We start from the raw sequence: 25,664 nt of genomic DNA, 5'->3' as shown, positions 1-25,664 counted from the left end.
TTTTAATTTGTTTTTTAGGAGTCCAGCATGTGTGGCATCGTTGGCGTAGTTTCAAATAATCCCGTTAATCAATTGCTTTATGATGCTTTGCTGCTGTTGCAGCATCGCGGTCAGGATGCAGCTGGTATCGCCACTAGTCATGGTAATAAATTTGCCATGCATAAGGCTAATGGGCTGGTCAAAGACGTGTTTCGTACCCGAAATATGCGCTCTTTGCCAGGTAATGTTGGTATTGGTCAGGTGCGTTATCCAACCGCCGGTTCTACCAGCGAAGAAGAAGCGCAACCGTTTTATGTCAATGCACCGTTTGGTATCGTGCTGGCGCATAACGGTAATTTGACCAATGCTGCAGAGCTCAAGATCGAACTGTTTAAGAATGACATGCGTCATCTGAACACGGATTCCGATTCAGAAGTTTTGCTCAATATTCTGGCGCATCAGATTCAGGAAGTCACCAGCGGTTATTCGCTCGATCCGGCTGCCTTGTTCAGAGCGGTAGCGATGTTACATAGACGCGTGCGTGGTTCTTACGCGGTGGTGGCGCATATTGCCGGTTATGGCTTGCTGGCATTTCGCGATCCTTACGGTATCCGTCCTTTATGCCTGGGAATTTCTCGCAGCGAAAAAGGTACAGAATACATGTTGGCCAGTGAATCGGTCGCATTGGAAGGTCTGGGCTTTAAGTTTGTGCGCGATGTCGATCCAGGTGAAGCGATCTTCATCGATGTCGACGGTCAAATGTTTAACGAGCAGTGTGCTGAGAACCCGACCCTGAATCCTTGCGCATTTGAGTACGTGTATCTGGCGCGTCCGGATTCGATTATTGATGGTGCTTCGGTGTATCTGACGCGCCTGAAAATGGGCGAATACCTGGCCGAAAAAGTGCGTAGTCAGATCAGTGACGGCGAGATCGATGTGGTCATGCCGATTCCTGATTCATCGCGTCCGTCGGCGATGGAGTTGGCGCTGAAATTGAACTTGAATTATCGCGAAGGTTTTATCAAAAACCGCTATATCGGTCGTACTTTCATGATGCCTGGTCAAGCCATTCGTAAAAAATCGGTGCGTCAAAAGCTCAATGCTATCGGTTCTGAATTCAAAGGTAAGAGTGTCTTGCTGGTCGACGATTCCATCGTGCGTGGTACCACTAGTCGTGAGATCGTACAGATGGCGCGCGAATCTGGCGCACGCCGTGTGATCTTCGCTTCTGCCGCGCCTCCGGTACAATTTCCTAACGTCTATGGTATCGATATGCCTACCCGCAGCGAGTTGATCGCTTACGGTCGTAGCATTGATGAAGTGTGCCGCGAGATCACTGCCGACGCCTTGGTGTATCAGGATGTCGACGCCATGAAACGCTCGATCTCGGATGTGAATCCAGCTTTGCGTAGTATCGAGGCCTCCTGCTTTGACGGTCACTACATTACCGGTGACGTCACTTCTGCCTATCTGGATAGATTGGAAGCGGCTAGAAATAGTCCACGTCCTGATACCGAAGATATTTTACGTTCGCAATTGAATTTGAATCTGGCTGGTACTGATTAATTATCTGCTTGCTGCGCACTTCTTGCGAAGTGTGCTTTGAATAAAGGCCTGTCGCTGTTTGGTGACGGGCCTTTTTTATTTTGGTGTGCTGTTAGTGCCCCTGCCAGCGCGCATATTCCATGCGCCTTTGCGGGCAGATAGGCTGGCGAGGCGCGTGGAATATGCGTGTGGGGCAGGGTGGATTTTCGTAGGTATTTTGCTGGTGCGTATCCTAAAGTAACAGCCAGAATGTGTTTGTTTCAATTCTATACAAAACTTCATGGTAAAACGCTCGCGTGTACGGCCGTTTTAAAAATACAATGTGCCTGGTCGGACCAGCCATGCGTGGATATTTTTATTCGGGCTCGCCAGTCCTAATGTAGAGATTAAAATTATTTTATGCCACCGAATTTCCGCTTACATGCTGTTGCACTGGCTTTTAGTGCTGCGTTTTCTTTTCCTATTTCAAGTAGCGCCCAGTCGCTTGTAGTCACGCCCACTTCCAAGGGCGATGAGGCCGACATCCCTTCTAATAAAGCTGAGAAATTAGAAAAAAACGATCAGGTGGATCCTTCTCCACAGAATAAAAGTAAAGCCAAAGCAGCTAAGGCTGCGAATGTCGAAACCATACAGAGTGTCACTGTGAATGCGACACGTCAATCTGATCTTGAAACCCGTCGTAGCTCAACAGCCTCAAAATTGGTGTTTGGGCGTGAGGAGCTGGACAGAAACGGTGACGCTTCGATAGGAGAAATTTTAAAACGCCTGCCAGGTGTCACGATAGGTGGCAGGCCAGGGCGTGGTGGCGATATTCGCATGCGTGGCATGGGCAGTGGCTATACGCAGATATTGCTTAACGGTGAACCGGCACCACGCGGGTTTTCCATGGATAGTTTGTCGCCTGATCAGGTCGAACGCATTGAGGTGATACGTGGTCCGGTGGCCGAATACAGCACGCAGGCAATCGCAGGAACCATCAATATTGTTTTGCGAGAAGAGTACAAACAGAAAGATATTGAGCTTAAAATTTCCGATAGTCTTGAGCAAGATCGACATGCCCCGAATATTTCCCTCACTTATCCGGGGCAAGTCGGGAACTTATCTTATGCGCTGAGCGGCTCTATCTTTCGTAATCAGCAGTTGGACGAATCGCTCACTCATAATCTGGAAAAGGATGGACAAGGGCAGGTCACTTTGGCGCAAGATATCTTCGATCAGAGTACGCGCCATTCCCAGGGCTTACAGTTCGCGCCGCGCTTGAGCTATCGTTTCGAGAATGGCGATAGCGTGATGCTGCAGCCTTTTCTCATGAACTCGCGTAGTCAATCGACTAGCCTCAGTGAGTTGACGCAGACACCGCAGGCCGGTGCGCAATATGCTAGCGCCCACGCTACAGGACAGTCCGAAAATAGTTTTGCTCGCGGCTTTAGTAATTGGCAGCATAAATTTTCTGATAATTCCAAGTTGATGGTGAAACTGGGTGGTGGTGCCGGGCGTCAGGAAAGCAGTTCTTTGCGTAACGAATATGATGCAGGCGGACTGTTACTGAACACAATTTCGGATGTAAATAATACGCACGACAGTAGTCTTAATCTTGGTGGTAAATACAACCGCGCTTTAGGTGAGAGCCATAGCCTGGCCGTGGGCTTGGATCTGGAGGCGGGAAAGCGCAGCCAAACCCGTACTTCCTTACAGAATGGACAGCCGCAGTTTGCTGATTCTGGCGATAATCTCGATGCCAGTACTCGTAGAGTGGCGATTTTCGCGCAAGATGAGTTCGATCTGAGTGCGCAATGGTCGGCGTATGCCGGTTTGCGCTGGGAAGGTATCCGTACTAGCAGTAGTGGCGTGGCACCATCCGGCGCTGCGGTGGAAAACACCAGCAGCGTCTGGAGTCCGGTTCTGCATTCAGTATGGCGACTGTCCGGCGCCAGCAAAGATCAGATACGTATGAGTCTGACTCGTAGCTATCGTGCACCAAGCCTGAATGATTTGATTGCCATCCCTAGCATTTCTTCGGTAAATAGTCCGACTAAACCTGACCGTAACGGTAATCCTGCACTTAAGCCTGAGCTATCGACAGGAGTTGATCTCGCCTACGAGCATTATTTGACCCGGGCCGGAATCATGAGCGCTAATCTGTTTGTGCGTAGTATCGACGATTTGATACGGCGCCGTACTGAGTTGGTCAATACGATTACTGGACCACGCTGGGTGTCCTCGCCGGTTAATGTGGGGCATGCCTTAGCGTCTGGCATAGAGCTGGAGGCGAAGTTCCAGCTCCAGGAGTTCTTCCCGACTGCGCCTGCGATCGATTTTCGTAGTAACTACAGCCATTTTTGGTCAAAAGTGGACGATATCGCGGGACCGAATAATCGTTTAGATCAGCAGCCGGTGCAAACGGCGAATCTGGGTTTGGATTATCGCGCAGCAGGCTTGCCGTTAACTCTGGGCGGGAGTCTTAACTGGACCCCCTCTTACGAGACCCAGAGCAGTGATACGCAAATTACTAGCACAGGAATAAAGCGACAGATTGACGTGTACGGTTTATGGAAGTTTAGTCCTAGCCTGCAGTTGCGCTTGTCGGCAAATAATTTTCAAGCGGACGATTATCAGAGTGGCAGTGTAGTTACCACCGGTGGCGTCTATCATGTTGCCAATAGCGTCGCCAAAACCTATACCACCTGGACTCTAAAATTGGAAATGAAGATCTAGGGCTGAGACCGCAAGCTGGTTTTTTAAGGTGTTTAGTAAAATGGCGAATGCTGCGATGCAGCGCGTTCACGCTTGGCGGAGTACAATGGAATATCTGTATTTTTGTTTGCCAAATCATGCTGTCGCCCCTGCTCAATGTTGACCTTCATTGTCACTCCACCATTTCCGATGGGGTGCTTGCGCCCGACCTGGTTGCTGCAAGAGCGGCGGCAAACGGTGTCGATGTCTGGGCCTTAACTGATCATGATGAAGTGCGTGGTATCCCTAAGGCACGGGCTGCCGCCATTGATCTTGGGATGCGCTTTGTCACCGGCTTAGAAATTTCGGTAACCTGGGCTGGGCGCACTATCCATATAGTCGGATTAAATGTCGATGAAACCAATGAAGATCTATTGGCTGGCTTAGTCATGACACGCTCGGGGCGGCAACGACGCGCCGAAGATATGGCGGCTGATTTAGCCCGAGTCGGCATCCCGAATGTGTATCAGGGGGCGTTGAAGTATGTCGGTAATCCTGATTTAATTTCACGTTCGCATTTTGCTCGCTATTTGGTTGAGATTGGGGTCTGTGAAAACGTCTCGGCGGTATTTAAGAAATATTTAACCGAAGGTAAGCCAGGTTTCGTTCCTCATCGATGGGCGACATTGGCCGAAGCAGTGGGGTGGATACGTCGTGCTGGCGGGGTTGCTGTAGTCGCGCACCCAGGGCGCTATGATTTGAGCGCTATCGCTTTTGATGCGTTTTTCCGTGAATTTAAGGTTTATGGTGGCGCAGCGATTGAAGTGGTGACTGGCAGTCATACCGTGGCTCAGTATCACGAATATACCAAGGTAGCGAAGCGCTACGGTTTTATGGCTTCACGCGGCTCGGATTTTCACGCTCCCGATGAGATGCTGCCGGATTTGGGTTGTTTGCCGCCGCTCGCCAAAGAGCTCATTCCTGTCTGGAACGATTGGCTAGAATAAGTTATTCTGTGCTTGATTTTTCTTGCTAAGACCTCATCTAGCACTCCTATTTGTCCAACTTATAGTCAGCGCGGTTTTTAACTGCTACTCTGCCGCAATAAATTGGTCTAAACATTACTTTGGAAGGGTATACGCATGAAACGTATTTTCTTATTTTTGGCGACGAATCTAGCCGTCATGTTGGTGATGTCGCTGGTCTTGTCTTTATTTGGGGTGAATCGTTATCTCACCGCCAATGGACTCAATCTGACTAGTCTGATGGGCTTCTCGCTGGTAGTCGGTTTTGTTGGTGCATTTTTCTCTTTGTTGATCAGTAAGCCTATGGCTAAATGGTCGACCGGAGCACGGGTGATCGATGCGCCCTCGTCCAGTACCGAATTGTGGCTGGTGGGTACGGTTAAAACTTTGGCTGAGCGTGCCGGGATTACTACACCTGAGGTTGCTGTGTATCAGGGCGAGGCAAATGCCTTTGCTACTGGGGCATTTAAAAATTCTGCTTTGGTGGCGGTTTCTACCGGTCTGCTCGAAAGTATGAATAAAGAAGAAATCGAAGCGGTTCTAGGGCACGAGATTGCGCATATCGCCAATGGCGACATGGTGACCATGGCCTTGATACAAGGTGTCGTAAATACCTTCGTGGTATTTTTAGCGCGAGTGGTTGGCTACGCGATCGATAAGGCGGTGTTCCGTAATGGCGATGATGACCGGCCAGGTATCGGTTATATGATTACCGTGTTCGTCTGCGAAATGATCTTTGGCATTGCCGCCTCGATGATCGTAGCCTGGTTTTCGCGTCAGCGTGAGTTTCGTGCTGATGCCGGTTCGGCCAAATTATTGGGCAACCAGTTGCCGATGATCCATGCGCTGGCGCGCTTGGGTGGTATGACGCCGGGCGAATTGCCTAAGTCTATGGCCGCTGCCGGTATCAATGATAAACCAGGCTGGGGCGCACTGTTTTCTACTCATCCTCCTATGGAGCAGCGTATAGCTGCTTTACAGAATTTAAAATAATCGTCGGTTTACATTCTGGCCTTAGCCTTACGGTTAAGGCCTTTCTTTTATGAGTCAATTTTTTCAAATCCATCCCGATAATCCGCAATTGCGTTTGATTAAACAGGCAGTGCAAATGATACATCAGGGCGGTATCGTTGCCTTGCCTACGGACTCCTGCTATGCCTTAGTCTGCCATCTGGATGATAAGGATGCAGTGATGCGCTTGCGGCGTATCCGCGGGGTCGACGACAAGCATCATTTAACTTTGTTATGCAGAGATTTGTCTGAAATTGCCGTGTATGCCAAGGTGGATAATCGCCAGTTCAGATTGCTGAAAGCGGCCACGCCCGGGCCGTATACCTTCATTTTGGAGGCGACCAAAGAAGTGCCGCGACGCCTCAGCCATCCATCGCGTAAGACCATCGGTTTGCGGGTGCCAGAAAATTGCATTACCCACGCTTTGCTCGAAGAGTTGGGGCAGCCTTTGCTCGGCACTACCTTGATCTTGCCGAATGAAGATGAACCGCTGACTGACCCAGAAGTTATTCGCGAGCGCCTGGAGAAATTAGTCGATCTGGTGATCGACGGTGGAGCCTGCAGTCTGGTGCCAACTAGCGTGATCGATATGACCAAGGAAACTCCTGAGCTGATACGTCAGGGCAGAGGCGATGTAGGCTTGTTTGGTTTGTGACATAGCATCTAGTGTTTTATTTTTTTGTAATTCTCCTTTGTTGAAAAGCTATACATGAATGAACTGATACAAACCGTCGCGGTGTATGCCTTACCGGTCATTTTCGCGATTACTCTGCATGAGGCTGCACATGCATTTGCTGCGAAATATTTCGGAGATATGACAGCGTATAGCCAAGGCCGAGTCAGCTTAAATCCTTTGCTGCACATAGATCCGTTTGGCACTATCGTGATACCCGCTGTTTTGTATGTGGCGACTGGCGGTGCTTTTTTGTTTGGTTATGCGAAACCGGTGCCGGTGAATTTTTCCAACTTACGCCATCCTAAGCGTGATATGGCCTGGGTATCTCTGGCCGGACCGGCTGCGAATTTTTTAATGGCTTTTCTTTGGCTATTTTTTGCCTTGTCATTAAGCTCTATGGGCGTTGATGAAGACTTTTTTTTGCGCATGGCGAGAGCCGGCGTACTTACAAATCTTGTGATGTTTGCATTTAATTTGTTTCCTATTCCGCCTTTAGATGGTGGTCGAATTTTGGTGAGTTTATTGCCTTATAAGATGGCGCATAAATTTGCCCAAATTGAACCTTACGGTTTTTTCATCGTCATGGGTCTGGTGATGTTGCACGTTCTGCAATTTTGGATGGCACCAGTGATGCTGGTCTCCAATTTGTTGTTGCAGTTACTGATCTCGCCTTTTAGTTTCTTACTCGGCTAATTGTATTCTCAGCTGCCAATTAAAGTCATGACTATGGCGCATACCTTTGATTCGAACCCGGCAACAGCCTCGGTCGCCTCTGCTTGGGTGCGTCGGTTTCTGCCGCTGATACCTTGGGATGCCGGGCCGGTACTTGATCTGGCGTGCGGTAGCGGAAGGCATACGCGACTCTTGCTTGATGCTGGGTATGAAGTGTGGGCGCTGGATAAGGATGCGGCCTTACTGGCTCCTTTGGAGGCCTTGGGTGCGCGTTGCTTCCAGTTTGATCTGGAGGCGCCGGTTGACGGCTATGCCGCTGAAGCGGCCAATTGGCCGTTTCAGCCCGCTATGTTTGCTGGCATCATCGTCACCAATTATCTGCATAGACCCTTGTTTCCGCATTTAAATGTCGCTTTGAATGATGGAGGCGTCTTGATTTACGAAACTTTTGCGCTCGGTAATGAAGCCTGCGGACGTCCGAAGAATCCTGATTTCTTATTGCGGAATGGGGAACTTCTGCGAGAATTTCTGTCTGATGCTATGTCAAATCAAAAAAATCATTGCATCGCCTATGAGCATGGCTACGTAGAAAAACCGGCTCCGGCCATGCTGCAAAGGATATGCCTGCGCTCGCTAGACTCTGGGGCTGGCTATCCTGCCGATCAGGATAGGATTTGAGGCTCTTTTGCAGTGAATTTCTAGCGATTCTCGCCCATACAGGGGAACGATCCGCTACAATCAGGGTTTTACTTTTTCTCGCGCTAACATGACTATGATACAAGGAAGTCTGGTTGCTATTGTGACCCCGATGCATGCAGATGGCAGTCTTGATTTGCCTTGCCTGCGCAAATTAATCGATTGGCATATTGCAGAAGGTACTGATGGTATTGTGATCGTCGGTACCACAGGCGAATCGCCGACCGTCAGCGTCGAAGAACATTGTGAATTAATACGGGTGGCAGTCGAGCATACAAATAAGCGGGTACCGATTATCGCAGGGTCCGGAGGTAATTCTACGGCTGAAGCGATCGTCTTGACCAAGTTCGCTAAAGCTAGCGGCGCCGATGCTTCATTGCAAGTCGTGCCTTACTATAATCGCCCGACCCAAGAGGGGATGTATCAGCATTTCAAAAAAATCGCTGAATCAGTTGATATCCCGGTTATTTTGTATAACGTGCCTGGTCGTACCGTGGCCGATATGTCGAACGAAACCATACTGCGTTTGGCGCAAGTGCCTGGCATTATCGGCGTCAAAGAAGCCAGTGGTAATATTGCACGCGACACTGATTTAATCCGTTTGGCTCCAGAATCATTTGCCGTCTATTCGGGCGATGATGCAACGGCGATGGCCCTGATGTTCTGCGGTGGCAAAGGAAATATTTCGGTTACGGCTAACGTGGCGCCGCGCGCTATGCATGACTTGTGTGCTGCTGCCATGCGCGGTGATATCAAGGAAGCGATCGCGATCAATAATCGTTTGATTCCTTTGCATAATAAATTATTCATAGAGCCAAATCCGCTGCCAGTAAAATGGGCCATGATGGAGATGGGTTTGATACCGACTGGCATGCGCTTACCTTTAGTGCCTTTGTCTGAGCAATTTCATGAGCCTGTGCGCGCTGCAATGCGTGAATCTGGTATTTTGAAATAAGTTTTTTCTTTGGTAGGCCTTTGGGCCTTGCCCAAGTTTGATTTTAATTGATAATAATTCGTAGGGACTTTCACATGGCAAAAAGCTTTGTTGCTAATAAAGAGATGAATCGTGCTTTGCTGCTGGTTGGCGTAATCGGTTTAGCTGGTTGCACTTCAACTGGGTTTGAATCTAGTCGTATTGATTACAAGAGTGCCAGCAAAGTAAGTACGGTCGCTTTGGAAGTTCCTCCTGATTTAACGCAAATTCGTCGAGACAGTCGCTTCGCAATTCCAGAAGCGAACCAAGGTAGTGCTACCGCTTCCAGCTATAACTTGCAAAAGTCAGCGGCTGCGCCGGTGGTGGCAAGCGCGATGATTGCGCCGAATCAAATTCAAGATATGCGGATAGAGCGCGATGGCTCGCAACGCTGGTTAAGCGTTAAGCGTACGCCAGAAGTCCTGTGGCCATTGTTGAAGGATTTTTGGCAAGATCTTGGTTTCCTGATCAGCATAGAAAAACAAGATGCTGGCATCATGGAAACCGATTGGGCAGAAAATCGCGCGAAGATTCCACAAGACATGTTGCGCAATACTTTGGGCAAGGTCTTAGATTCGCTGTATTCAACCGGAGAACGGGATAAATTTCGTACCCGTCTGGAACGTGCGCCCAACGGCGACGTAGAAATATACATCAGTCATCGTGGTGCGCAAGAGGTGGTCGTTGGTGTGCAAAAAGATGGCACAACCTGGACGCCTAGGCCTTCCGATAGCGGCTTGGAAGCCGAATTTTTGAGTCGCCTGATGGTGCGCTTGGGTTCTGATGGCGAGCGCGCTAAAGCTGCGGTGAATACGGTGGCCACTGTAAAACCACGCTCACAACTGCTGAAAGATGGCACGGTGAGTTATGTCGAGACTGATGAGGGCTTTGATCGTTCTTGGCGCCGGGTCGGTCTTGCCTTGGATCGTATGGGCTTTACTGTAGAGGATAGAGATCGCTCGCAAGGGATTTATTTTGTCCGTTATATCGATCAAGATATTGATGCGAAAACCAAGGGTGCCAGCGACGGCATGCTCTCTAAGCTATTTTCTTGGGGTAGCAGTGAAGCGACCAAAAATTCTCAGAAATATCGAGTACAGGTGAAAGAGAGCGGCGAATTAAGTCGCGTTACTGTGCTCAATAACGAGGGCAAGGCAGAAGAGTCCGCCGTATCAAGTAAAATCCTGACCTTGCTGAATGACCAATTGAAATAGATAGCTGGCATAAGCAGTTGAGATAAATAATTGCAGTTTTGATACTGATCTGCAATTATCTGTAATAAAAAATGAGCCCGCAATGGGCTCATTTTTTTTTGACCAAACTATGGCAAGACCAGTGCGCATATTTCATGCGGTCTGCAGCTATGCCTGCTCTGTCACGCAGTATCCACGCCGGTTGCAGGCCAGGCAGGCTGGAAAGCCGCATGGATACTGCGCACCTGGCCTGGTCGTTTTTTTCTTGCTCCCTAATTATGTTCATGTGACTTTTACTGATTTTGCTTGCTTTCAGACCAATAGGTAAGCGAATCGATTAGTTTAGTTCGTGATGTTAGATCCACTCGCTCTTGCTGAAAAGCAAGTGATGCCGAGAAGTAGAGGGTAATTAATCATTTATTCGCGGCATGTACACGAAGCGATTTCGCGAATAATCCTTACTGTAAATCTGTCAATTCTTTGTCTTGACTGTCAGTGAAAATGAATTGGAGTCGGCCATGGCCGAAGATAGCGATCTCGAGAGAACCGAACCGGCCTCACCCAAGCGCCTAGAGCAGGCGCGGGAAGAGGGCGATGTGCCGCGCTCGAGAGAGTTGTCGACCTGTACTATTTTGCTCGCTGCCGGTGGCTCTTTGTGGGTAGCGGGGGAGGGTTTGATACGGCAGCTGAGTCATACCTTGATCGCAGGTTTGTCCATGGAGCGCGCATTGGCGTACGACTCGACGATGCTGCTGACCCATATTTCACTTACTCTGCAAGAAGTTCTATTGGCATTTGCGCCAGTTGCCGGGGTTTTAATGTTGGTCGCCATCGGTTCTCCCTTATTGATAGGTGGATGGTTGTTTAGTGCTAAAGCCTTGCAGCCGAATTTTTCGCGCATGAATCCCTTATCCGGTTTGGTCAATATGGTCTCAGTGCGAGCCTTGGTCGAGTTGCTTAAGGCTGTCGTGAAAACTATTTTAGTCGGCAGCATCGCGTGGATCGTGGTCTCGCATCAGAAAGAGGCGATTTTCGGTCTGGCGCTAGAACCTTTAAAACAGGGGAGTGCGCATCTTGGATCTATGTTGGGGGTCTGTTTCCTGTCTATCGTTGGTGGTCTCATTTTGATTGCCGCCATCGATGCGCCGTATCAAATGTGGCATTACTCAAATAAATTGAAAATGACGCATCAGGAAGTCGTACAGGAATCGAAAGAAGCGAACGGTAATCCTCAGGTAAAAGCCAAAATTCGGCAGCAGCAGCGCGAGATGGCGCGCCGACGCATGATGTCAGAAGTTCCTACCGCCGATGTGATTGTGACCAATCCTACGCATTTTGCAGTCGCCTTGAAATACAAGGAGGGTGGGCTAGGTGCGCCAAGAGTGGTGGCCAAAGGTGCGGATGCGGTCGCCGCAAAAATTCGTGAGCTGGGCAAAGAAAACAATATTCCCTTACTGGAAGCGCCCCCACTGGCGCGTGCGCTGTTTACACATACCGAACTGGGCGATGAAATACCTGAAGGTCTGTATGCGGCGGTTGCTGAGGTGCTGGCCTATGTATTTCAATTACGTGGATTTCGCCAGCATGGAGGGATGCGACCGCTGGAGCCTTCCGATTTGCAGGTGCCCTTAGAGTTGGACCCGAATAATCAGTTGGAAGCTAAAGTATGAATGGTTTTAAATTCCCTGCATGGATGACGGCAATACCAGGTCAGGCGCTGGCTGCGCCTATCCTGATTATCATGATGCTGGCAATGATGATTTTGCCTCTGCCTGCGTTTGTGCTGGATATATTTTTTAGTTTCAATATTGCGCTGGCGATCATCGTCTTGCTGACCAGTTTGTATACAGTTAAACCACTCGATTTCATGGTGTTTCCTACCGTGCTTTTGGTGAGTACCATGCTGCGATTGTCATTGAATGTGGCGTCGACGCGCGTGGTACTCACCGAGGGGCATACTGGACCAGACGCCGCAGGTAAAGTGATTGAAGCATTTGGTCATTTTTTGATAGGCGGTAACTATACGGTCGGTATCGTCGTGTTTGTTATTCTCACTATCATCAACTTTACCGTGGTGACTAAAGGTGCCGGACGTATTGCCGAGGTTGGTGCCAGGTTCGCTTTAGATGCGATGCCCGGCAAACAAATGGCGATCGATGCAGATTTAAATGCGGGCTTGATTGCGGAACCAGAAGCCCGTCGCCGCCGTACTGAAGTGGCGCAAGAGGCCGAATTTTATGGCGCTATGGATGGTGCGAGCAAATACGTCAGGGGGGATGCGGTGGCCGGTATTATGGTGACCATCATCAACGTGATCGGTGGTTTGATCGTCGGTATTGTGCAGCATGATCTCGATTTCGCGACAGCGCTCAAAAATTACACCCTGCTGGCAATTGGTGATGGTCTGGTCGCACAAATTCCTTCTTTGATCATTTCTACCGCAGCCGGTGTGGTGGTCTCCAGAGTGGCTAGTGATCAAGATATTGGCGGACAATTGATAGGTCAATTATTTGCCAAACCACAGGTGCTGCAAATCACCGCAGTCATCGTTGGTGGAATGGGGATTATTCCTGGTATGCCGCATATCGCTTTTATCTTGTTGGCGGCGGTGTTGGGCGGCGGTGGGTATTTGCTGAGTAAAAAAGCGCAAGAGGTAGTTCCTGTTGAAACTAAAGTCGAGGCGCCTGCCAGCACTGCTGAAGTGGAAGAAGCAACCTGGCAGGATATCTTACCGGTCGATACTTTGGGCCTGGAAGTTGGTTATCGTTTAATCCCGCTGGTGGACAAAGCGCAAGGTGGCGAGTTATTGCGAAGGATTAAGGGCATACGTAAAAAATTCGCGCAAGAAGTCGGTTTTCTTTCTCCCCCCGTGCATATTCGAGACAATCTAGAGTTGCGACCATCGGCCTATAAAATCACTTTAAAAGGGGTGGATGTAGGAGTGGGCGAGGCCAATAGCGGGCAGTATCTGGCGATTGATCCCGGTATGGTATCGGGCACTTTGCCTGGTGTGGTTACTACCGATCCGGCTTTTGGCTTGCCAGCGGTCTGGATTGAGGCAAGTATGCGTGAACACGCACAGGCACTTGGGTATACCGTGGTCGACGCAGGTACCGTGATCGCCACCCATTTAAATCATCTGATTACCTCACATGCCGCAGAACTGCTGGGGCGCCATGAGGTGCAGCAATTATTAGATCATCTTGCGAAAGACACGCCTAAGTTAATTGAAGATCTGGTGCCAAAATTACTGCCCTTGTCAGTGGTTCAAAAAGTGCTGCAAAACCTGTTAATTGAAGGCGTACACATTCGAGATATGCGCAGCATTATTGAAACGCTTACTGAGTACGGCGCGCAAACCCAAGATGCAAACGACTTAACCAGTTATGTACGAATCGCGTTAGGACGTGCCATCGTGCAGCAAATTTTCCCGTCTGGCAATGAGCTTACCGTGATGACTCTGGATAACCGCCTGGAGCGCTTGTTGATGCAGGCCTTGCAGACCAGTGGTCCAGATGGTGCGGGTATTGAACCAGGCTTGGCCGATACCTTAGCGAGTCAAACTGAGACCGCTGCACAGCATCAGGAGCAGTTGGGACTGACCCCGGTATTACTTGTCCCAAATCAGTTGCGCGCCTTGCTTGCACGCTTTCTGAAACGTACTTTGCCGCAGTTAAAAGTGTTGTCGCACGCAGAAATACCTGAGACAAAAACAATTAAAGTCACTAGTTTGGTAGGAGGTCAATTATGAACGTCAGGAAATTTACAGCCAATACGTCGCGAGAGGCAATACGCATGTTGCGCGATGCGCTGGGCTCAGACGCGGTTATTTTATCCAATCGAGTGGTCGATGGCAGGGTAGAGATACTCGCGATGGCTGACGCAGCGATTAATTCAATCGCGACACCGGCGATCGATGCTGTGGCAGTTCCGTCTATGCCTAGTTTTGCACCAAGGGGTAATTCTGCGGTGGATCTAAATCAATATGCGAATACGCGATTGCCAACTACTGATAACGCTAGTGGTATGAATGCCGCGGAATTTGCAGATGTGATGAGTGAAATTCGCTCGATGCGCGGGATGTTGGAGTCGCAATTGGCGGAGTTGTCGTGGGCGAATACACAAAAACGACAACCACAAAAGGCCATGCTCTTGAAAGAAATGTTGGCAACAGGCTTTAGTGCAAGTTTGTCGCGCTATCTGCTTGATAAATTGCCTGAATCTGAATTGGCTTCGAATGGTTTAGCATGGATAAAGTCAGCGTTAGCGAGCAATTTGTCGACCATCAGCAATGAGAGTGAGATCCTGGAAAAGGGCGGTGTGTACGCTTTAGTCGGACCGACTGGAGTAGGAAAAACCACCACCACGGCAAAACTTGCGGCGCGTTGCGTGATGCGGCACGGTCCTGCAAAATTAGCCCTGATCACGACCGACGGCTATCGTATCGGTGGTTACGAGCAGTTGCGAATATATGGAAAAATTTTAGGTGTCATGGTGCATTCGGTGAAAGATGAGGCCGATCTGCGTATAGCACTCTCTGAGTTGAAGAATAAACATACGGTATTAATTGATACTGTTGGTGTCAGTCAGCGCGACAAAATGGTGACCGAGCAGGTTGCCATGTTATCCGGTGCCGATGCCAGTGTTAAGCGTTTGCTTTGCTTGAATGCGACTTCTACCGGTGAGACTCTGAGTGAAGTGGTGCGGGCGTATCAGGGAAATGGCTTGGCGGGCTGCATTTTGACCAAGCTCGATGAGGCTGCCACAATCGGCGGCGCACTGGATATTGTGATACGTCAGAAACTGAATATTTTTTATGTCGCAAGTGGGCAGCGGGTGCCGGAGGACTTGCACGTCGCAAATAAACTGTACTTGGTTGACCGCGCATTCAAACTAAAACGTGAAACCTCGGCCTTCAAGTTTCAGGATGACGAACTTCCTATTTTGATGGCGAATGCGGGCATGCTCGGACATCAAACTGTGCGCTCACACTCGAAGGAGCATAGTCTTGGCTAAATTTGATCAGGCGGAAGGTTTGCGCCGTATGTTGGAAGTGCCGAAGACGAGAGTGTTGACTTTTTTGTCGGCCTTGCGCGACGATGAGAAAAGCGCGGTATTGGTCAACCTGGGGGCGTCTCTCGCCAGGCACGGGCAACAGGTATTAATGGTCGATGCCAGATCATCGCGCAATAGTGTCGGTGCCTGGCTCAATGCGGATCCACATCAGACCTTATTGGATGTTGCACAACAACAGCGTACAATACAAAATGCAATAAAGCTTATATCTTCAGGGCTTTCTGTGACTATGCTCTCTAAGTATGAGATAACATCAAGTAGTCTACTTCCTGAGAATTTTCGTAATTTGTCGCGCGTGTTTGATTTGGCGGTGGATCGCTCTAGTTTGGTCATTGTAGACAGTGAAGTGGATATGAATGATGCTTTTCCACTTGCGTCCTTGGATGAAAGTGAGCTCGTAATGCAGGTCTCGGCAAATCCAGTCAGTATAAAAGAAGCCTATGGCTTGATTAAACGCGTCAGCAATCGCGTCGGTCGGCGTTCTTACGGCGTTCTGGTCTCTGGGTCTACCGAAAAAGAAGCTAGGCTTGTGTATTCAAATATGGCTCAGGCTGCTAGTCGATATTTGGCGGTTCCCTTGCATTTTGTCGGTTATATTCCCGCCGATGAACACATGAAGAAAGCGGCAAATTTGGGGCGCTCTGTGATTGATGCATTTCCGCAGTCGCTCGCGTCCCAGGCTTTTTTTCGACTTGCTGAGCATTTTACAGAATCCGTTCTAACAGCACGATCAACTCTGGCTTTACAAAAAATACCTGACGTAGGTGTTCGCTTGGAAATATAAAATTTATGTACACCGCCAGCGGAAAATCAGATAAAAATTCCTTGCTTACGGAGCATGCGCCACTCGTTAAACGTTTGGCTTATCAGCTAAAAGCGCGGCTGCCTCCTAGTGTAGAGGTGGATGATCTCGTGCAGGCTGGAATGATAGGTCTGCTCGATGCAGTAAATCGCTATGAAGATAACCATGGTGCCCAGTTTGAGACGTATGCTGTGCAACGCATACGTGGCGCCATGCTGGATGAATTGCGTAGTAGCGATTGGTTGCCACGCGGTGTGCGCCAAAATATGCGGAAAATTGAAAATGCAATGAACTCATTGCAGCAAAAATTAGGACGTCCGCCTTTAGAAACCGAAGTGGCAAAACAACTCAAATTGTCGCTCACTGAATATCAAGAATTGTTGGGTGAAAGTGGTGGCCATCAATTGGTTTATTACGAAGATTTTCATGATGCCGATACCAAAGAGCATTTCCTTGATCATTACTCTTCTGATGACTCGGGCGATCCTCTGCAAAACCTTTTGCATGGTGATTTTCGTGATGCAGTGATAGCCGCGATCAATAGTTTGCCCGAGCGCGAGAAACTCTTGATGGGTTTGTATTATGAGCAAGAACTAAATTTAAAGGAAATAGGGGCGGTAATGGGAGTTTCTGAGTCCAGGGTCTCCCAACTTCATAGTCAAGCTGTAGCCCGATTAAGGGTGTCATTGAGGGAGAGAGCGTGGACTGGGCTAGCTTAATTGGATTGATATTGGTAGTCGGCGGCATCGTATTTGGCCAGGCTATTGAAGGCGGTAGTATTTCATCGTTGTTGCAACCGGCAGCATTCGTCATCGTCGTGATCGGTACAATCGGGGCGGTGCTCTTGCAAAGCCGTATGCCTACTTTTATTCGCGGTGTCCGTATGCTGAAATGGATAGCGAGTATGCCGCTGGATACGAGTAAAAAAAATGTTCAGGACGCCATGATTTGGAGCGTTGTAGCACGCCGCGAGGGCTTCCTTAGCCTTGAAAAATATATGGAGTCTTCCAAGGATCCATTCATCGGCAAGGGTTTACGTCTCGTCATTGATGGTATCGATCCGGCCCGATTAAAGGAAATTTTGGATATTGATATTTCCTTCTACGAGATGGAGCAACGTCAGGCGATTAAGGTCTGGGATGCCGCAGGCGGCTACTCTCCGACCATAGGTATTTTGGGGGCAGTACTGGGTTTGATACATGTGATGGAAAACTTGACGGATCCGAGTAAATTGGGTAGCGGAATTGCAGTTGCTTTTGTTGCGACTATCTATGGGGTAGGTTTAGCCAATCTATTTTTTCTACCGGTAGCTAATAAGTTGAAAGAAATACTAGGTCGTGAAGTAGTTCGTCGAGAAATGTTAGCGGATATTTTTTACAGTATCGCGCAAGGCGATAGTCCTCGGATAGTCGAGGAGAGACTGTTAAACCATAAACAGTAAGCAGAAGAAATAAATGGCGCGGAAAAAATATCAGGAAGAACCAGATACACATGACCGTTGGTTGGTGTCGTATGCTGATTTTATGACTTTGTTGTTCGCGTTTTTTGTCGTTATGTATGCGATCTCTTCATTGAATGAAGGAAAGTATCGGGTTCTTTCTAATTCATTAACTGGGGCCTTTGGAAACGCCATGATTTCCTCAGGGAAGATTCCCGATGCGCCGATAGAAAAAACGATAAAACTCGATACCAACGCGCAAATTAAGCAAAAAAATGCGGCTCCTTTGCGTAAGGAGCGAGATCAAATGACTAGTGTTGCTAGGGATATTCTTGCAGTGCTTGAACCCCTGGTGCGGGAGGGCAAAGTTAGGGTTACGCAAACTAGCCGGGGCGTCACCATCGAAATTAATGCCAGTGTTCTATTTGCGCCAGGTGAGGCCCGACTAAGTGATGATTCTTATGTCGCACTCAAAGCTATAGCCTCCGTACTCATCAGTGATAATCATGCGATTCAGGTAGAAGGTTTTACTGATAATATTCCGATAAAAAATCCTATGTTTCCCTCCAATTGGGAGTTATCAGCGGTGCGTGCAAGTAGTGTTGTGCGTTTGTTTACCGAAAATGGTATCGATGAGAATCGTATGACTGCGGTTGGGCAGGGGCCGAAATTGCCTGTGGGGTCGAATGATACTGTAGAAGGGCGCTCCAGAAATCGTCGAGTCACCGTAACTATTTTGGCGATTCTTCCTGAGCAAGTGGTTGAGGTGCCAGTGGGTAATGCTGTAGAAAGAAAATAGTTAAGTATTCTTTATGTTTTTGCAAAAAAATCGGAAAATTTTCTGTTTAATTAACCAACGATAAATCCACGTCCCGAGGATGACTTATTCGTTGACTGGCCATTCGGGCCATACATTGCACCAGCGGGATTATTTTGCTGAAGGATGTTGAGCGCACCTTGATTTTTGGTGATTTGACGGTTAATCAATATGCCGTTGGTTCGATTCGTTTCTTTTGCGCTGGCTGATACGTCCAATAATTTTTCCCAATTTTCTGAAATGGTACGGTCAACTTGTTGCGTGGTTAGGAAATCTTGCATGCCTTTGGCATCAATAGAGTAACCCATATGACTCAGGTAAAATTGGCGTTTTTTTTCTAAAATAGACAGGGCGGCAAGTTGTTGACTCTTTGCTTGCGTTAAGTTATTCAGCGTTGCGACATCAGTGGCTACGAGTGCCGTCTCTTCCGTTTTTAATAAGTCAGCTAAAAATGACATAGCACTTAACTCTTCGAGCAAGCATTCGTGCAATTTAGATGGAAAGAGATTGGTCTCACTCATGGCTAGCGTTTTCTCGCGTTAAGTAAATCTTTAACTGTTTCTAAGAGGCCATCAGCGACTTTTTCCGAATCTACCCGGAACCGTCCTTCGGAAATGGCAAGTTTGATTTCTTCCACTTTTTTAGACGCAAACACTGTTCCACTAGATTGTGTGTTTTGTAGTGCTTGCAGTTGGGTGGAGAGCGAAGAAATCTGTACGTTATGAGAGGGCGTATTGGTAGATTCGGCCTTCTCAGGAGAGCGCTCAGTACGCGTCTGCAACGGACTTGGAGTAAGTTCGGCAGTCTTATTTAATGTGTTTTCAATTTTCACAGCAGCACCCTTTGTGGTGGTATTTATATACATCTACATTCTGTATATCGGCTGTGTTATTTTAAACTTTAACATAACTCGAAGAAATATTTTATCAGCTTGTCATTGAAATCATTAAATAGATTTTAATTAATAATTGATTTCTATGGAACCTGCTAGTTTGGCGACTCCACTAAGTACTTGCCCAGAGATGGTTTTCGCCCTGGCTACTTGTCCTTCGTGCGCACTATTTAAAGCGACTCCATCTGTTGTAACTTGAAATCCTGGTCCAGCACTGATAATTTTTACACTTTGTCCTTGTTGGATTATCGGAGTTGTTTTTATCGCATCCAATCTTACGATGCTGCCTGAGGCTAGCGAGTTGCTTAGCGATTTGCCCACGACCTGTTCAGGATTCGTAATTGCTCCGGCGGGCAAAGTAGATAATTCTCCACTCACTTTGAGAATGTCGGTAGGAAGAATCGCTTGTCCCTGTGAAATTTGTTTGGCAGTTACATAATAATCGCCGCTAACCTTAATTTGAGCGGCAAGATAGATGCTCCAAGGCTTTGGCGTAGTGCAGCGTATCCCAACGTTCACTTTCCCTACAATTCTGCTTCCCGATGGCAAAAATGGACGCGGGTTGTCGCATGCTGGGAGTTTTAACCGACGATCAATTTGCGTTGTGCTGATATCAATTAAGCCAGGGTAACTCAAAGTCTGTTGTTTCAAAAAATCCTCTGCCAGCAACTTTAATTGCACTAAATCTTGTGTTGCTTCGGAATTCTGCGCTATTGCCAAATTGCATGCACACAGCATTAAGCAAAAAATCAACTTTTCCATACTATTCTCGATGCCACTCATATGTAGCAATGTTAGCGTTCGGTTTTTATCTTGAATGGGGGAATAGCGGGGGATTTACATCGTTACTCCTTCGATCTGAATAGAGTTTGAGCATCTACTATGAGAAATATAAAGAACCGTTTTGATTCTTGTTATTTAGTTGCTGAGTTGTTCGAGGAGGGTATATGGTTGGGAAGGTGGATGATTTTATGCGTTTTCACGAACTTGCACTAAGTGTTCGAGGACAGCGTCAGCAATTACTTGCATCAAATATTGCCAATGCCGATACGCCCAATTATAAGGCGCGGGATATCGATTTCAGCGCAGTGATGAATAATGCACTACATAAAGGCGTTAGCCAAGAGACATCTTCGTTGGCAAAAACCTCTGCAGCGCATTTGGATCCGCAAAGTGCTGCAAGTATACCTGCGCTGTATCGCAATAATGCGCAAGCGAATGTGGATGGGAATACGGTTGATATGGATGTCGAGCGTAATCAGTTTGCAGAAAATTCGCTGCGTTACGAAGCCAGTTTAACTATTCTTAATATGCAAATTAGAAATATGCTTTCAGCAATTCAGGGGCAATAATTATGTCTTTATTTAATATTTTTAATGTTGCGGGTTCGGCCATGAGTGCGCAAGCTCAGCGTTTAAATGTGGTTTCGAGCAACCTGGCGAATGCCGACAGCGTGACAAGCTCAAATGGCCAGCCTTACAAGGCAAAGCAGGTAGTGTTTAGTGCTGTCCCGACCATAAGCTCAACTTCAACCGCAGTCAAAGTGAGTGAAGTGGTCGAGGATCCCAATCCTCCAAAAATGATGTATGACCCTAAACATCCATTGGCTGATGAAAAGGGCTATGTAGCGATGCCAAATGTTAACGTTGTTGAGGAGATGGTGAATATGATTTCGGCATCACGCTCATATCAAACCAATGTAGAGACAATGAATGCAGCAAAGACCATGCTGTTAAAAACACTGACTTTGGGTCAGTAATTCATCATAAAGTGAGATAGTTATGACTACCGTGCAAACAAATACTGTTGACCCTAGCTTGCAAACGACTATGAATGGTGGTCGTGCCGCTAAAAATTCAACGCAAGAAGCCCAGGATAGATTTATGACACTGTTGGTTACTCAAATGAAGAATCAAGATCCATTAAATCCTATGGACAACGCGCAAGTAACCAGTCAATTGGCGCAGTTGTCAACTGTGACGGGGATCGATAAATTAAATGCGACCGTTACTTCGATGAACACAAATTTTTTGGCAGCCCAAAATCTACAGGCCGCCAACATGATAGGACATGGTGTAATTGCTTCAGGGAATGTGATCTCTCTGAATGACGGTAAGGCGATTTATGGCGTGGAGTTGCCGCAAGCTGCCGATAAAGTAAGTATTTCTATTCGCGATTCTAGTGGATCGGTGGTGAAAACTATTAATACTGATGCTATGCCAGAAGGTGTGAATACGCTCACGTGGGATGGCAAGACCGATAGTGGATCAATTGCGCCAAATGGCGTTTATAAATTTGAAGTGACCGCAAGTTCTGCTGAAAAGAAGCTTGACGCGACTACCCTTGGTTTCGGCGTAGTTTCTAGTATCAGCGCAGGTGCGCAGGGGGCGAAATTAAGTGTCGCGAATATTGGAAATATTGGCATGGCTGACGTAAAACAAATTTACTGATCTTTGGGTCATTTGGCGTTGCATCTAAATAATTGATAGAGGAGAAAATCATGGGTTTTCAACAAGGCTTGAGTGGACTAAATGCGGCGTCGAAATCGCTAGATGTTATTGGAAATAATATCGCGAATGCCAGTACGGTAGGTTTTAAGATGGCACAAGCTCAGTTTGCGGATGTATATGCTAACTCACTTAGTGGAGGTGGTACTAATAATGTCGGTATCGGCACTAGGTTGGCCACCGTTGCCCAGCAATTTACACAAGGGAATATCACAGGAACGAATAATCCTTTGGATGTGGCGATTAACGGCGCCGGTTTTTTTAGAATGTCGACTAATGGCGCGATCACGTATAGTCGTAACGGCCAATTTCAGATGGACAAGAATGGCGGCTTAGTTAATGCGCAGGGCGCTCAGTTGACGGGCTATGTCGCAGATGCGCAAGGGGTACTCTCTACTGGCGCGGCGGTTCCTATCGTGATCAATACTGCTGACGTGCCAGCAAATCAGACGGCAAATATAAATACCCGCGTCAACCTCGATTCTCGTGAGTTGGTTCCAAAAACAACGGGTACCCCACCTATTACTACATTAGTAGCGTTTAATCCCAATGATCCAAGCACGTTTAATAAAGCGACTTCGGTCGAGGTGTTCGATAGCTTGGGAAATCCCCATATTTTGCAGACCTTTTATGTGCAAAGTAAGCCAGTTATCCCTCCACCTGTCGCACCAGTTACCAAAGAGTGGGATGTATTTACTGTCGTGGATGGAGTCTACCCGCCAATTACGCCTGCGACCCTACCTGTAATGGTACCACCTGCCCCTGCCAATTCCATAGGGCGAGTTGGTTTTGATGCCTTCGGTAAATTGGCTGTCGTTAATCCATCTGCTGCATCTACACCTTTAGCTTTTGACGTCAGAATCGATGTCCCAAATACTGGCTCGGTTACGCCAATTTCAACTCCTCTTTTGGTGAAATATGATCTTACCGGGTCGACCCAATTTGGATCTCAATTTAGTGTGAATTATCTGAAGCAAGATGGTTTTACGTCTGGGAAATTATCCAAATTCAATACCTCCAAGGATGGCTCTATCGTTGGAAGTTATACCAACGGAACAACTAGGGTCTTAGCACAAGTTGTAGTGGCAAATTTTGTCAATCCAAATGGTTTGCAACCTTTGGGTGATAACCAATGGAATGAAACTGCTACTTCTGGTCAACCATTAGTTGGCTCTCCCGGCTCTGGTAATTTGGGGGGGCTTGTGGCAAGTTCTACCGAGGATTCGAATACGGATTTAACTGGTGAATTGGTGAATATGATTACTGCGCAACGTATTTATCAGGCAAATGCGCAAACGATAAAAACCCAAGATCAGGTACTTCAGACTTTGGTGAATCTGCGCTAATGAGTGAAGGTATGAACGAAAATTTGCTAAATTAATTGGCTACCTAAGAAAGATGTCATGGATCGCTTAATTTATACCGCGATGACTGGGGCCAAGCATATTTTGGAGCAACAAGCCACCACGTCACACAATCTTGCCAATGCGACGACCACAGGTTTTCGTGCTCAGCTCGACTCGTTCAGGGCTGTACCGATACTGGGACCAGGGCTGCCTACCCGATCGTTTGTTGTTGATGCGACGGTCGGTACAGATTTCTCTACAGGAAGTCTGCAGAGTACTGGGCGTGAGTTGGATCTTGCAATTCAGGGTAAGGGCTGGTTGGTAGTAGAGAAGGCCGACGGCACTGAAGCTTATACACGGCATGGCAGTTTAAAAGTAAGTGAGAACGGCGTTTTACAGACGCAGAGTGGATTGAACGTTCTTGGAGATGGCGGTCCGATTACGATTCCTCCAGATGTTTCTATTGCGATTGCGAAAGACGGCACAGTGTCGACTGTCCCCACAGGAAGCAAACCGAATGCAGTGGAAGTGATAGGGCGCTTAAAGTTGGTCAATCCACCCGAGGAAAACTTGGTAAGGGGCGACGACGGTTTATTTAAAACCAAAGATAGTGTTGCTGTGGATACCGATCTAAATGTGACGGTAGCTGGTGGCATGTTAGAAGGAAGTAATGTGAACGTGGTTGAGGCTATGGTTAGCATGATTAATCTGGCTCGCTCGTTCGAAATGCAAATGAAATTATTGAGCAACGCTGAGAGTAATGCTGCAAAAGCGGGCCAAATTTTCAATCTCGGCTGAGATTATTAGCGGTATGGAGTCACTGTATGCTTCATAGCCTCTGCAGATAGGGAGAATAAAATGATACGTTCATTATGGATAGCAAAAACAGGTCTAGATGCGCAACAGACGCAGATGGACGTGATCACGAATAACCTTGCAAATGTGAGCACAACAGGTTTTAAACGTTCACGTGCTGTGTTTGAGGATTTGCTGTATCAAAACATACGCCAACCAGGTGCCCAGAGTTCTCAGCAAACGCAATTGCCATCGGGCTTGCAACTCGGGACCGGTGTTCGTCCAGTTGCGACCGAGCGTATTTTTACTCAAGGGAACCTACAGCAAACGGGAAATAGCAAAGATCTGGCTATTAGTGGTCAAGGATTTTTTCAGGTCTTGATGCCTGATGGATCGACCGCCTATACACGGGACGGCTCTTTTCAAGTTGATAGCCAAGGTCAAATGGTGACGGCTAGTGGTTTTGTGATTCAACCAGCTATTACTATACCTGCCAATGCACAAAGTATTACGGTCGGGCGAGATGGTACCGTGTCGGTTACTCAGCCAGGGTCGAGCTCCCCGGTGCAGGTCGGTTCTATTCAACTTGCGACATTCATTAATCCGGCTGGCTTGATGTCGATGGGCGAGAATCTATATGTGGAGACCGCCGCTTCCGGTAATCCAGGTACCAACACGCCAGGTACGAACGGTGCTGGGCTTCTGATACAAAGCTCGGTGGAAACTTCGAATGTGAATGTGGCTGAAGAACTGGTGAATATGATTCAGACGCAAAGGGCTTACGAAATCAATAGTAAGGCAATTACGACGTCAGATCAGATGCTACAAAGACTTTCGCAATTGTAGTTATTAACTTGATGTTGAGGGAATGATGAAAATTACTATTTTTATGGCTTTATGTTTTGGTGCTTGCTTTTCTGGGTGTGCTGTCACTCCCACGCCTATTGTGCATCAACCTATGACCGTACAACCACAATCCGCGAAGCCACAACGTGAGATGAATGGGGCGATTTTTCAATCAGCATTTTATCGACCTCTGTTTGAAGATTCTAGGGCGAGGTTGATCGGTGACGTGATGACAGTCTCTATCAGTGAAAAAACCTCGGCAGGAAAGGCGGCTGCAAGTTCAGGAAGTAAATCTGGCGGAGCCTCATTTTCGGCCCCCGTTGTACTTGGTATTCCTGCTGCTACTTTAGCAAAGGCGTCGATTTCGACCACTTCATCAAGCAAGTTTGATGAAAAGGGGGCAGAAACTGCTAGCAATAGCTTTACTGGAACAATCGCGGTCACTGTTATTGATGTTCTTCCAAATGGTAATTTGCTAGTCAGTGGCGAGAAGCAAATTGCCTTTGATAAAGGGGCTGAATTTGTACGTTTTTCGGGTGTTGTTAACCCTCTAACTATCGCCGCTGGAAATTTAGTCGCATCTACTCAAGTGGCTGATGCTAGATTCGAATATCGCTCTACTAGTCATGTTGATGTCGCGGAAATGAACTCTCTTTTAACACGGTTTTTTCTGAGTTTTATTCCTTTGTAGTCCAACTTTAA

Annotated in this window: 26 protein-coding genes; 23 read left to right on the top strand and 3 right to left on the bottom strand. The window is 47.6% G+C overall.

Annotation, left to right across the window (positions count from 1 at the left end; translation table 11 throughout):
* Positions 1 to 27: 27 nt before the first annotated feature.
* From purF to motD, 16 genes are all read left to right on the top strand, one after another.
* Positions 28 to 1,545 carry an amidophosphoribosyltransferase gene (gene purF / locus ACO0K8_RS05470; protein WP_422945602.1) on the top strand — a complete coding sequence of 506 codons (1,518 nt, stop codon included), beginning with the start codon at positions 28 to 30 and terminating at the stop codon, positions 1,543 to 1,545.
* 378 nt (positions 1,546 to 1,923) lie between these two features.
* Positions 1,924 to 4,239 carry a TonB-dependent receptor plug domain-containing protein gene (locus tag ACO0K8_RS05465; protein WP_422945601.1) on the top strand — a complete coding sequence of 772 codons (2,316 nt, stop codon included), beginning with the start codon at positions 1,924 to 1,926 and terminating at the stop codon, positions 4,237 to 4,239.
* A 128-nt stretch (positions 4,240 to 4,367) separates the two neighbouring features.
* On the top strand, positions 4,368 to 5,204 hold the full coding sequence (locus ACO0K8_RS05460; RefSeq protein ID WP_422945864.1) for a 3',5'-nucleoside bisphosphate phosphatase: 837 nt from the start codon (positions 4,368 to 4,370) through the stop codon (positions 5,202 to 5,204).
* A 135-nt stretch (positions 5,205 to 5,339) separates the two neighbouring features.
* Positions 5,340 to 6,215, top strand: a complete 876-nt coding sequence (gene htpX / locus ACO0K8_RS05455; protein WP_422945600.1) for a protease HtpX — start codon at positions 5,340 to 5,342, stop codon at positions 6,213 to 6,215.
* A gap of 49 nt (positions 6,216 to 6,264) precedes the next feature.
* A complete protein-coding gene (locus tag ACO0K8_RS05450) occupies positions 6,265 to 6,888 on the top strand; it encodes an L-threonylcarbamoyladenylate synthase (RefSeq protein WP_422945599.1) in 624 nt (207 codons plus the stop codon).
* 54 nt (positions 6,889 to 6,942) lie between these two features.
* Positions 6,943 to 7,602: a site-2 protease family protein gene (locus tag ACO0K8_RS05445; RefSeq protein WP_422945598.1), complete on the top strand. Its 660-nt coding sequence runs from the start codon at positions 6,943 to 6,945 to the stop codon at positions 7,600 to 7,602.
* 33 nt (positions 7,603 to 7,635) lie between these two features.
* On the top strand, positions 7,636 to 8,259 hold the full coding sequence (locus ACO0K8_RS05440; RefSeq protein WP_422945597.1) for a class I SAM-dependent methyltransferase: 624 nt from the start codon (positions 7,636 to 7,638) through the stop codon (positions 8,257 to 8,259).
* A gap of 94 nt (positions 8,260 to 8,353) precedes the next feature.
* Positions 8,354 to 9,232 (top strand): 4-hydroxy-tetrahydrodipicolinate synthase, encoded by an 879-nt coding sequence (dapA, locus tag ACO0K8_RS05435; protein WP_422945863.1) that lies wholly within the window; start codon positions 8,354 to 8,356, stop codon positions 9,230 to 9,232.
* 74 nt (positions 9,233 to 9,306) lie between these two features.
* The gene (gene bamC, locus ACO0K8_RS05430; protein WP_422945596.1) at positions 9,307 to 10,464 is read left to right on the top strand and encodes an outer membrane protein assembly factor BamC; all 1,158 of its coding nucleotides are present in this window, start codon (positions 9,307 to 9,309) and stop codon (positions 10,462 to 10,464) included.
* Positions 10,465 to 10,961: 497 nt separating this feature from the next.
* Positions 10,962 to 12,113, top strand: coding sequence for a flagellar biosynthesis protein FlhB (gene flhB, locus ACO0K8_RS05425; protein WP_422945595.1), 1,152 nt, complete (start codon positions 10,962 to 10,964; stop codon positions 12,111 to 12,113).
* Positions 12,110 to 14,194 carry a flagellar biosynthesis protein FlhA gene (gene flhA / locus ACO0K8_RS05420; RefSeq protein ID WP_422945594.1) on the top strand — a complete coding sequence of 695 codons (2,085 nt, stop codon included), beginning with the start codon at positions 12,110 to 12,112 and terminating at the stop codon, positions 14,192 to 14,194. Before flhB ends, flhA begins: the two co-directional genes overlap by 4 nt.
* Positions 14,191 to 15,459 carry a flagellar biosynthesis protein FlhF gene (gene flhF / locus ACO0K8_RS05415; RefSeq protein ID WP_422945593.1) on the top strand — a complete coding sequence of 423 codons (1,269 nt, stop codon included), beginning with the start codon at positions 14,191 to 14,193 and terminating at the stop codon, positions 15,457 to 15,459. Before flhA ends, flhF begins: the two co-directional genes overlap by 4 nt.
* Positions 15,452 to 16,303 carry a MinD/ParA family ATP-binding protein gene (locus ACO0K8_RS05410; RefSeq protein WP_422945592.1) on the top strand — a complete coding sequence of 284 codons (852 nt, stop codon included), beginning with the start codon at positions 15,452 to 15,454 and terminating at the stop codon, positions 16,301 to 16,303. Before flhF ends, ACO0K8_RS05410 begins: the two co-directional genes overlap by 8 nt.
* A gap of 5 nt (positions 16,304 to 16,308) precedes the next feature.
* Positions 16,309 to 17,040, top strand: a complete 732-nt coding sequence (locus ACO0K8_RS05405) for an RNA polymerase sigma factor FliA (RefSeq protein ID WP_422945591.1) — start codon at positions 16,309 to 16,311, stop codon at positions 17,038 to 17,040.
* The gene (locus ACO0K8_RS05400) at positions 17,022 to 17,762 is read left to right on the top strand and encodes a flagellar motor protein (protein WP_422945590.1); all 741 of its coding nucleotides are present in this window, start codon (positions 17,022 to 17,024) and stop codon (positions 17,760 to 17,762) included. The genes ACO0K8_RS05405 and ACO0K8_RS05400 overlap by 19 nt, the downstream gene beginning before the upstream one ends.
* Positions 17,763 to 17,775: 13 nt before the next feature.
* Positions 17,776 to 18,558: a flagellar motor protein MotD gene (gene motD, locus ACO0K8_RS05395; RefSeq protein WP_422945589.1), complete on the top strand. Its 783-nt coding sequence runs from the start codon at positions 17,776 to 17,778 to the stop codon at positions 18,556 to 18,558.
* Positions 18,559 to 18,608: 50 nt separating this feature from the next.
* Here the strand turns inward: motD and ACO0K8_RS05390 are convergent, their stop codons facing one another.
* The 3 genes from ACO0K8_RS05390 to flgA form a co-directional block, all read right to left on the bottom strand.
* Positions 18,609 to 19,097 (bottom strand): flagella synthesis protein FlgN, encoded by a 489-nt coding sequence (locus ACO0K8_RS05390; RefSeq protein ID WP_422945588.1) that lies wholly within the window; start codon positions 19,095 to 19,097, stop codon positions 18,609 to 18,611.
* 2 nt (positions 19,098 to 19,099) lie between these two features.
* Positions 19,100 to 19,408: a flagellar biosynthesis anti-sigma factor FlgM gene (flgM, locus tag ACO0K8_RS05385; RefSeq protein WP_422945587.1), complete on the bottom strand. Its 309-nt coding sequence runs from the start codon at positions 19,406 to 19,408 to the stop codon at positions 19,100 to 19,102.
* Positions 19,409 to 19,537: 129 nt separating this feature from the next.
* Positions 19,538 to 20,230: a flagellar basal body P-ring formation chaperone FlgA gene (flgA, locus tag ACO0K8_RS05380; RefSeq protein ID WP_422945586.1), complete on the bottom strand. Its 693-nt coding sequence runs from the start codon at positions 20,228 to 20,230 to the stop codon at positions 19,538 to 19,540.
* A gap of 185 nt (positions 20,231 to 20,415) precedes the next feature.
* On the opposite strand from flgA, the gene flgB reads away from it, so the two are divergent.
* From flgB to ACO0K8_RS05345, 7 genes are read left to right on the top strand one after another with little or no spacing between them, the layout of a single operon-like run.
* Positions 20,416 to 20,820, top strand: coding sequence for a flagellar basal body rod protein FlgB (gene flgB, locus ACO0K8_RS05375; RefSeq protein ID WP_422945585.1), 405 nt, complete (start codon positions 20,416 to 20,418; stop codon positions 20,818 to 20,820).
* A 2-nt stretch (positions 20,821 to 20,822) separates the two neighbouring features.
* Entirely contained in the window at positions 20,823 to 21,227 is a 405-nt protein-coding gene (gene flgC, locus ACO0K8_RS05370) for a flagellar basal body rod protein FlgC (protein WP_422945584.1), read from the top strand.
* Positions 21,228 to 21,249: 22 nt separating this feature from the next.
* Positions 21,250 to 21,918 carry a flagellar hook assembly protein FlgD gene (locus ACO0K8_RS05365; RefSeq protein WP_422945583.1) on the top strand — a complete coding sequence of 223 codons (669 nt, stop codon included), beginning with the start codon at positions 21,250 to 21,252 and terminating at the stop codon, positions 21,916 to 21,918.
* Between the two features lie 50 nt (positions 21,919 to 21,968).
* Positions 21,969 to 23,321: a flagellar hook protein FlgE gene (gene flgE, locus ACO0K8_RS05360; protein WP_422945582.1), complete on the top strand. Its 1,353-nt coding sequence runs from the start codon at positions 21,969 to 21,971 to the stop codon at positions 23,319 to 23,321.
* 57 nt (positions 23,322 to 23,378) lie between these two features.
* Positions 23,379 to 24,119 (top strand): flagellar basal-body rod protein FlgF, encoded by a 741-nt coding sequence (gene flgF, locus ACO0K8_RS05355; protein WP_422945581.1) that lies wholly within the window; start codon positions 23,379 to 23,381, stop codon positions 24,117 to 24,119.
* A gap of 60 nt (positions 24,120 to 24,179) precedes the next feature.
* Positions 24,180 to 24,962, top strand: a complete 783-nt coding sequence (gene flgG, locus ACO0K8_RS05350) for a flagellar basal-body rod protein FlgG (protein WP_422945580.1) — start codon at positions 24,180 to 24,182, stop codon at positions 24,960 to 24,962.
* Between the two features lie 25 nt (positions 24,963 to 24,987).
* Positions 24,988 to 25,653, top strand: coding sequence for a flagellar basal body L-ring protein FlgH (locus tag ACO0K8_RS05345; protein ID WP_422945579.1), 666 nt, complete (start codon positions 24,988 to 24,990; stop codon positions 25,651 to 25,653).
* Positions 25,654 to 25,664 lie beyond the last annotated feature (11 nt).

The sequence above is a fragment of the Undibacterium sp. Ren11W genome (genome assembly GCF_049340485.1).
GTDB lineage: Bacteria > Pseudomonadota > Gammaproteobacteria > Burkholderiales > Burkholderiaceae_D > Undibacterium.
This window is presented reverse-complemented; position numbering and strand designations above follow the sequence as displayed.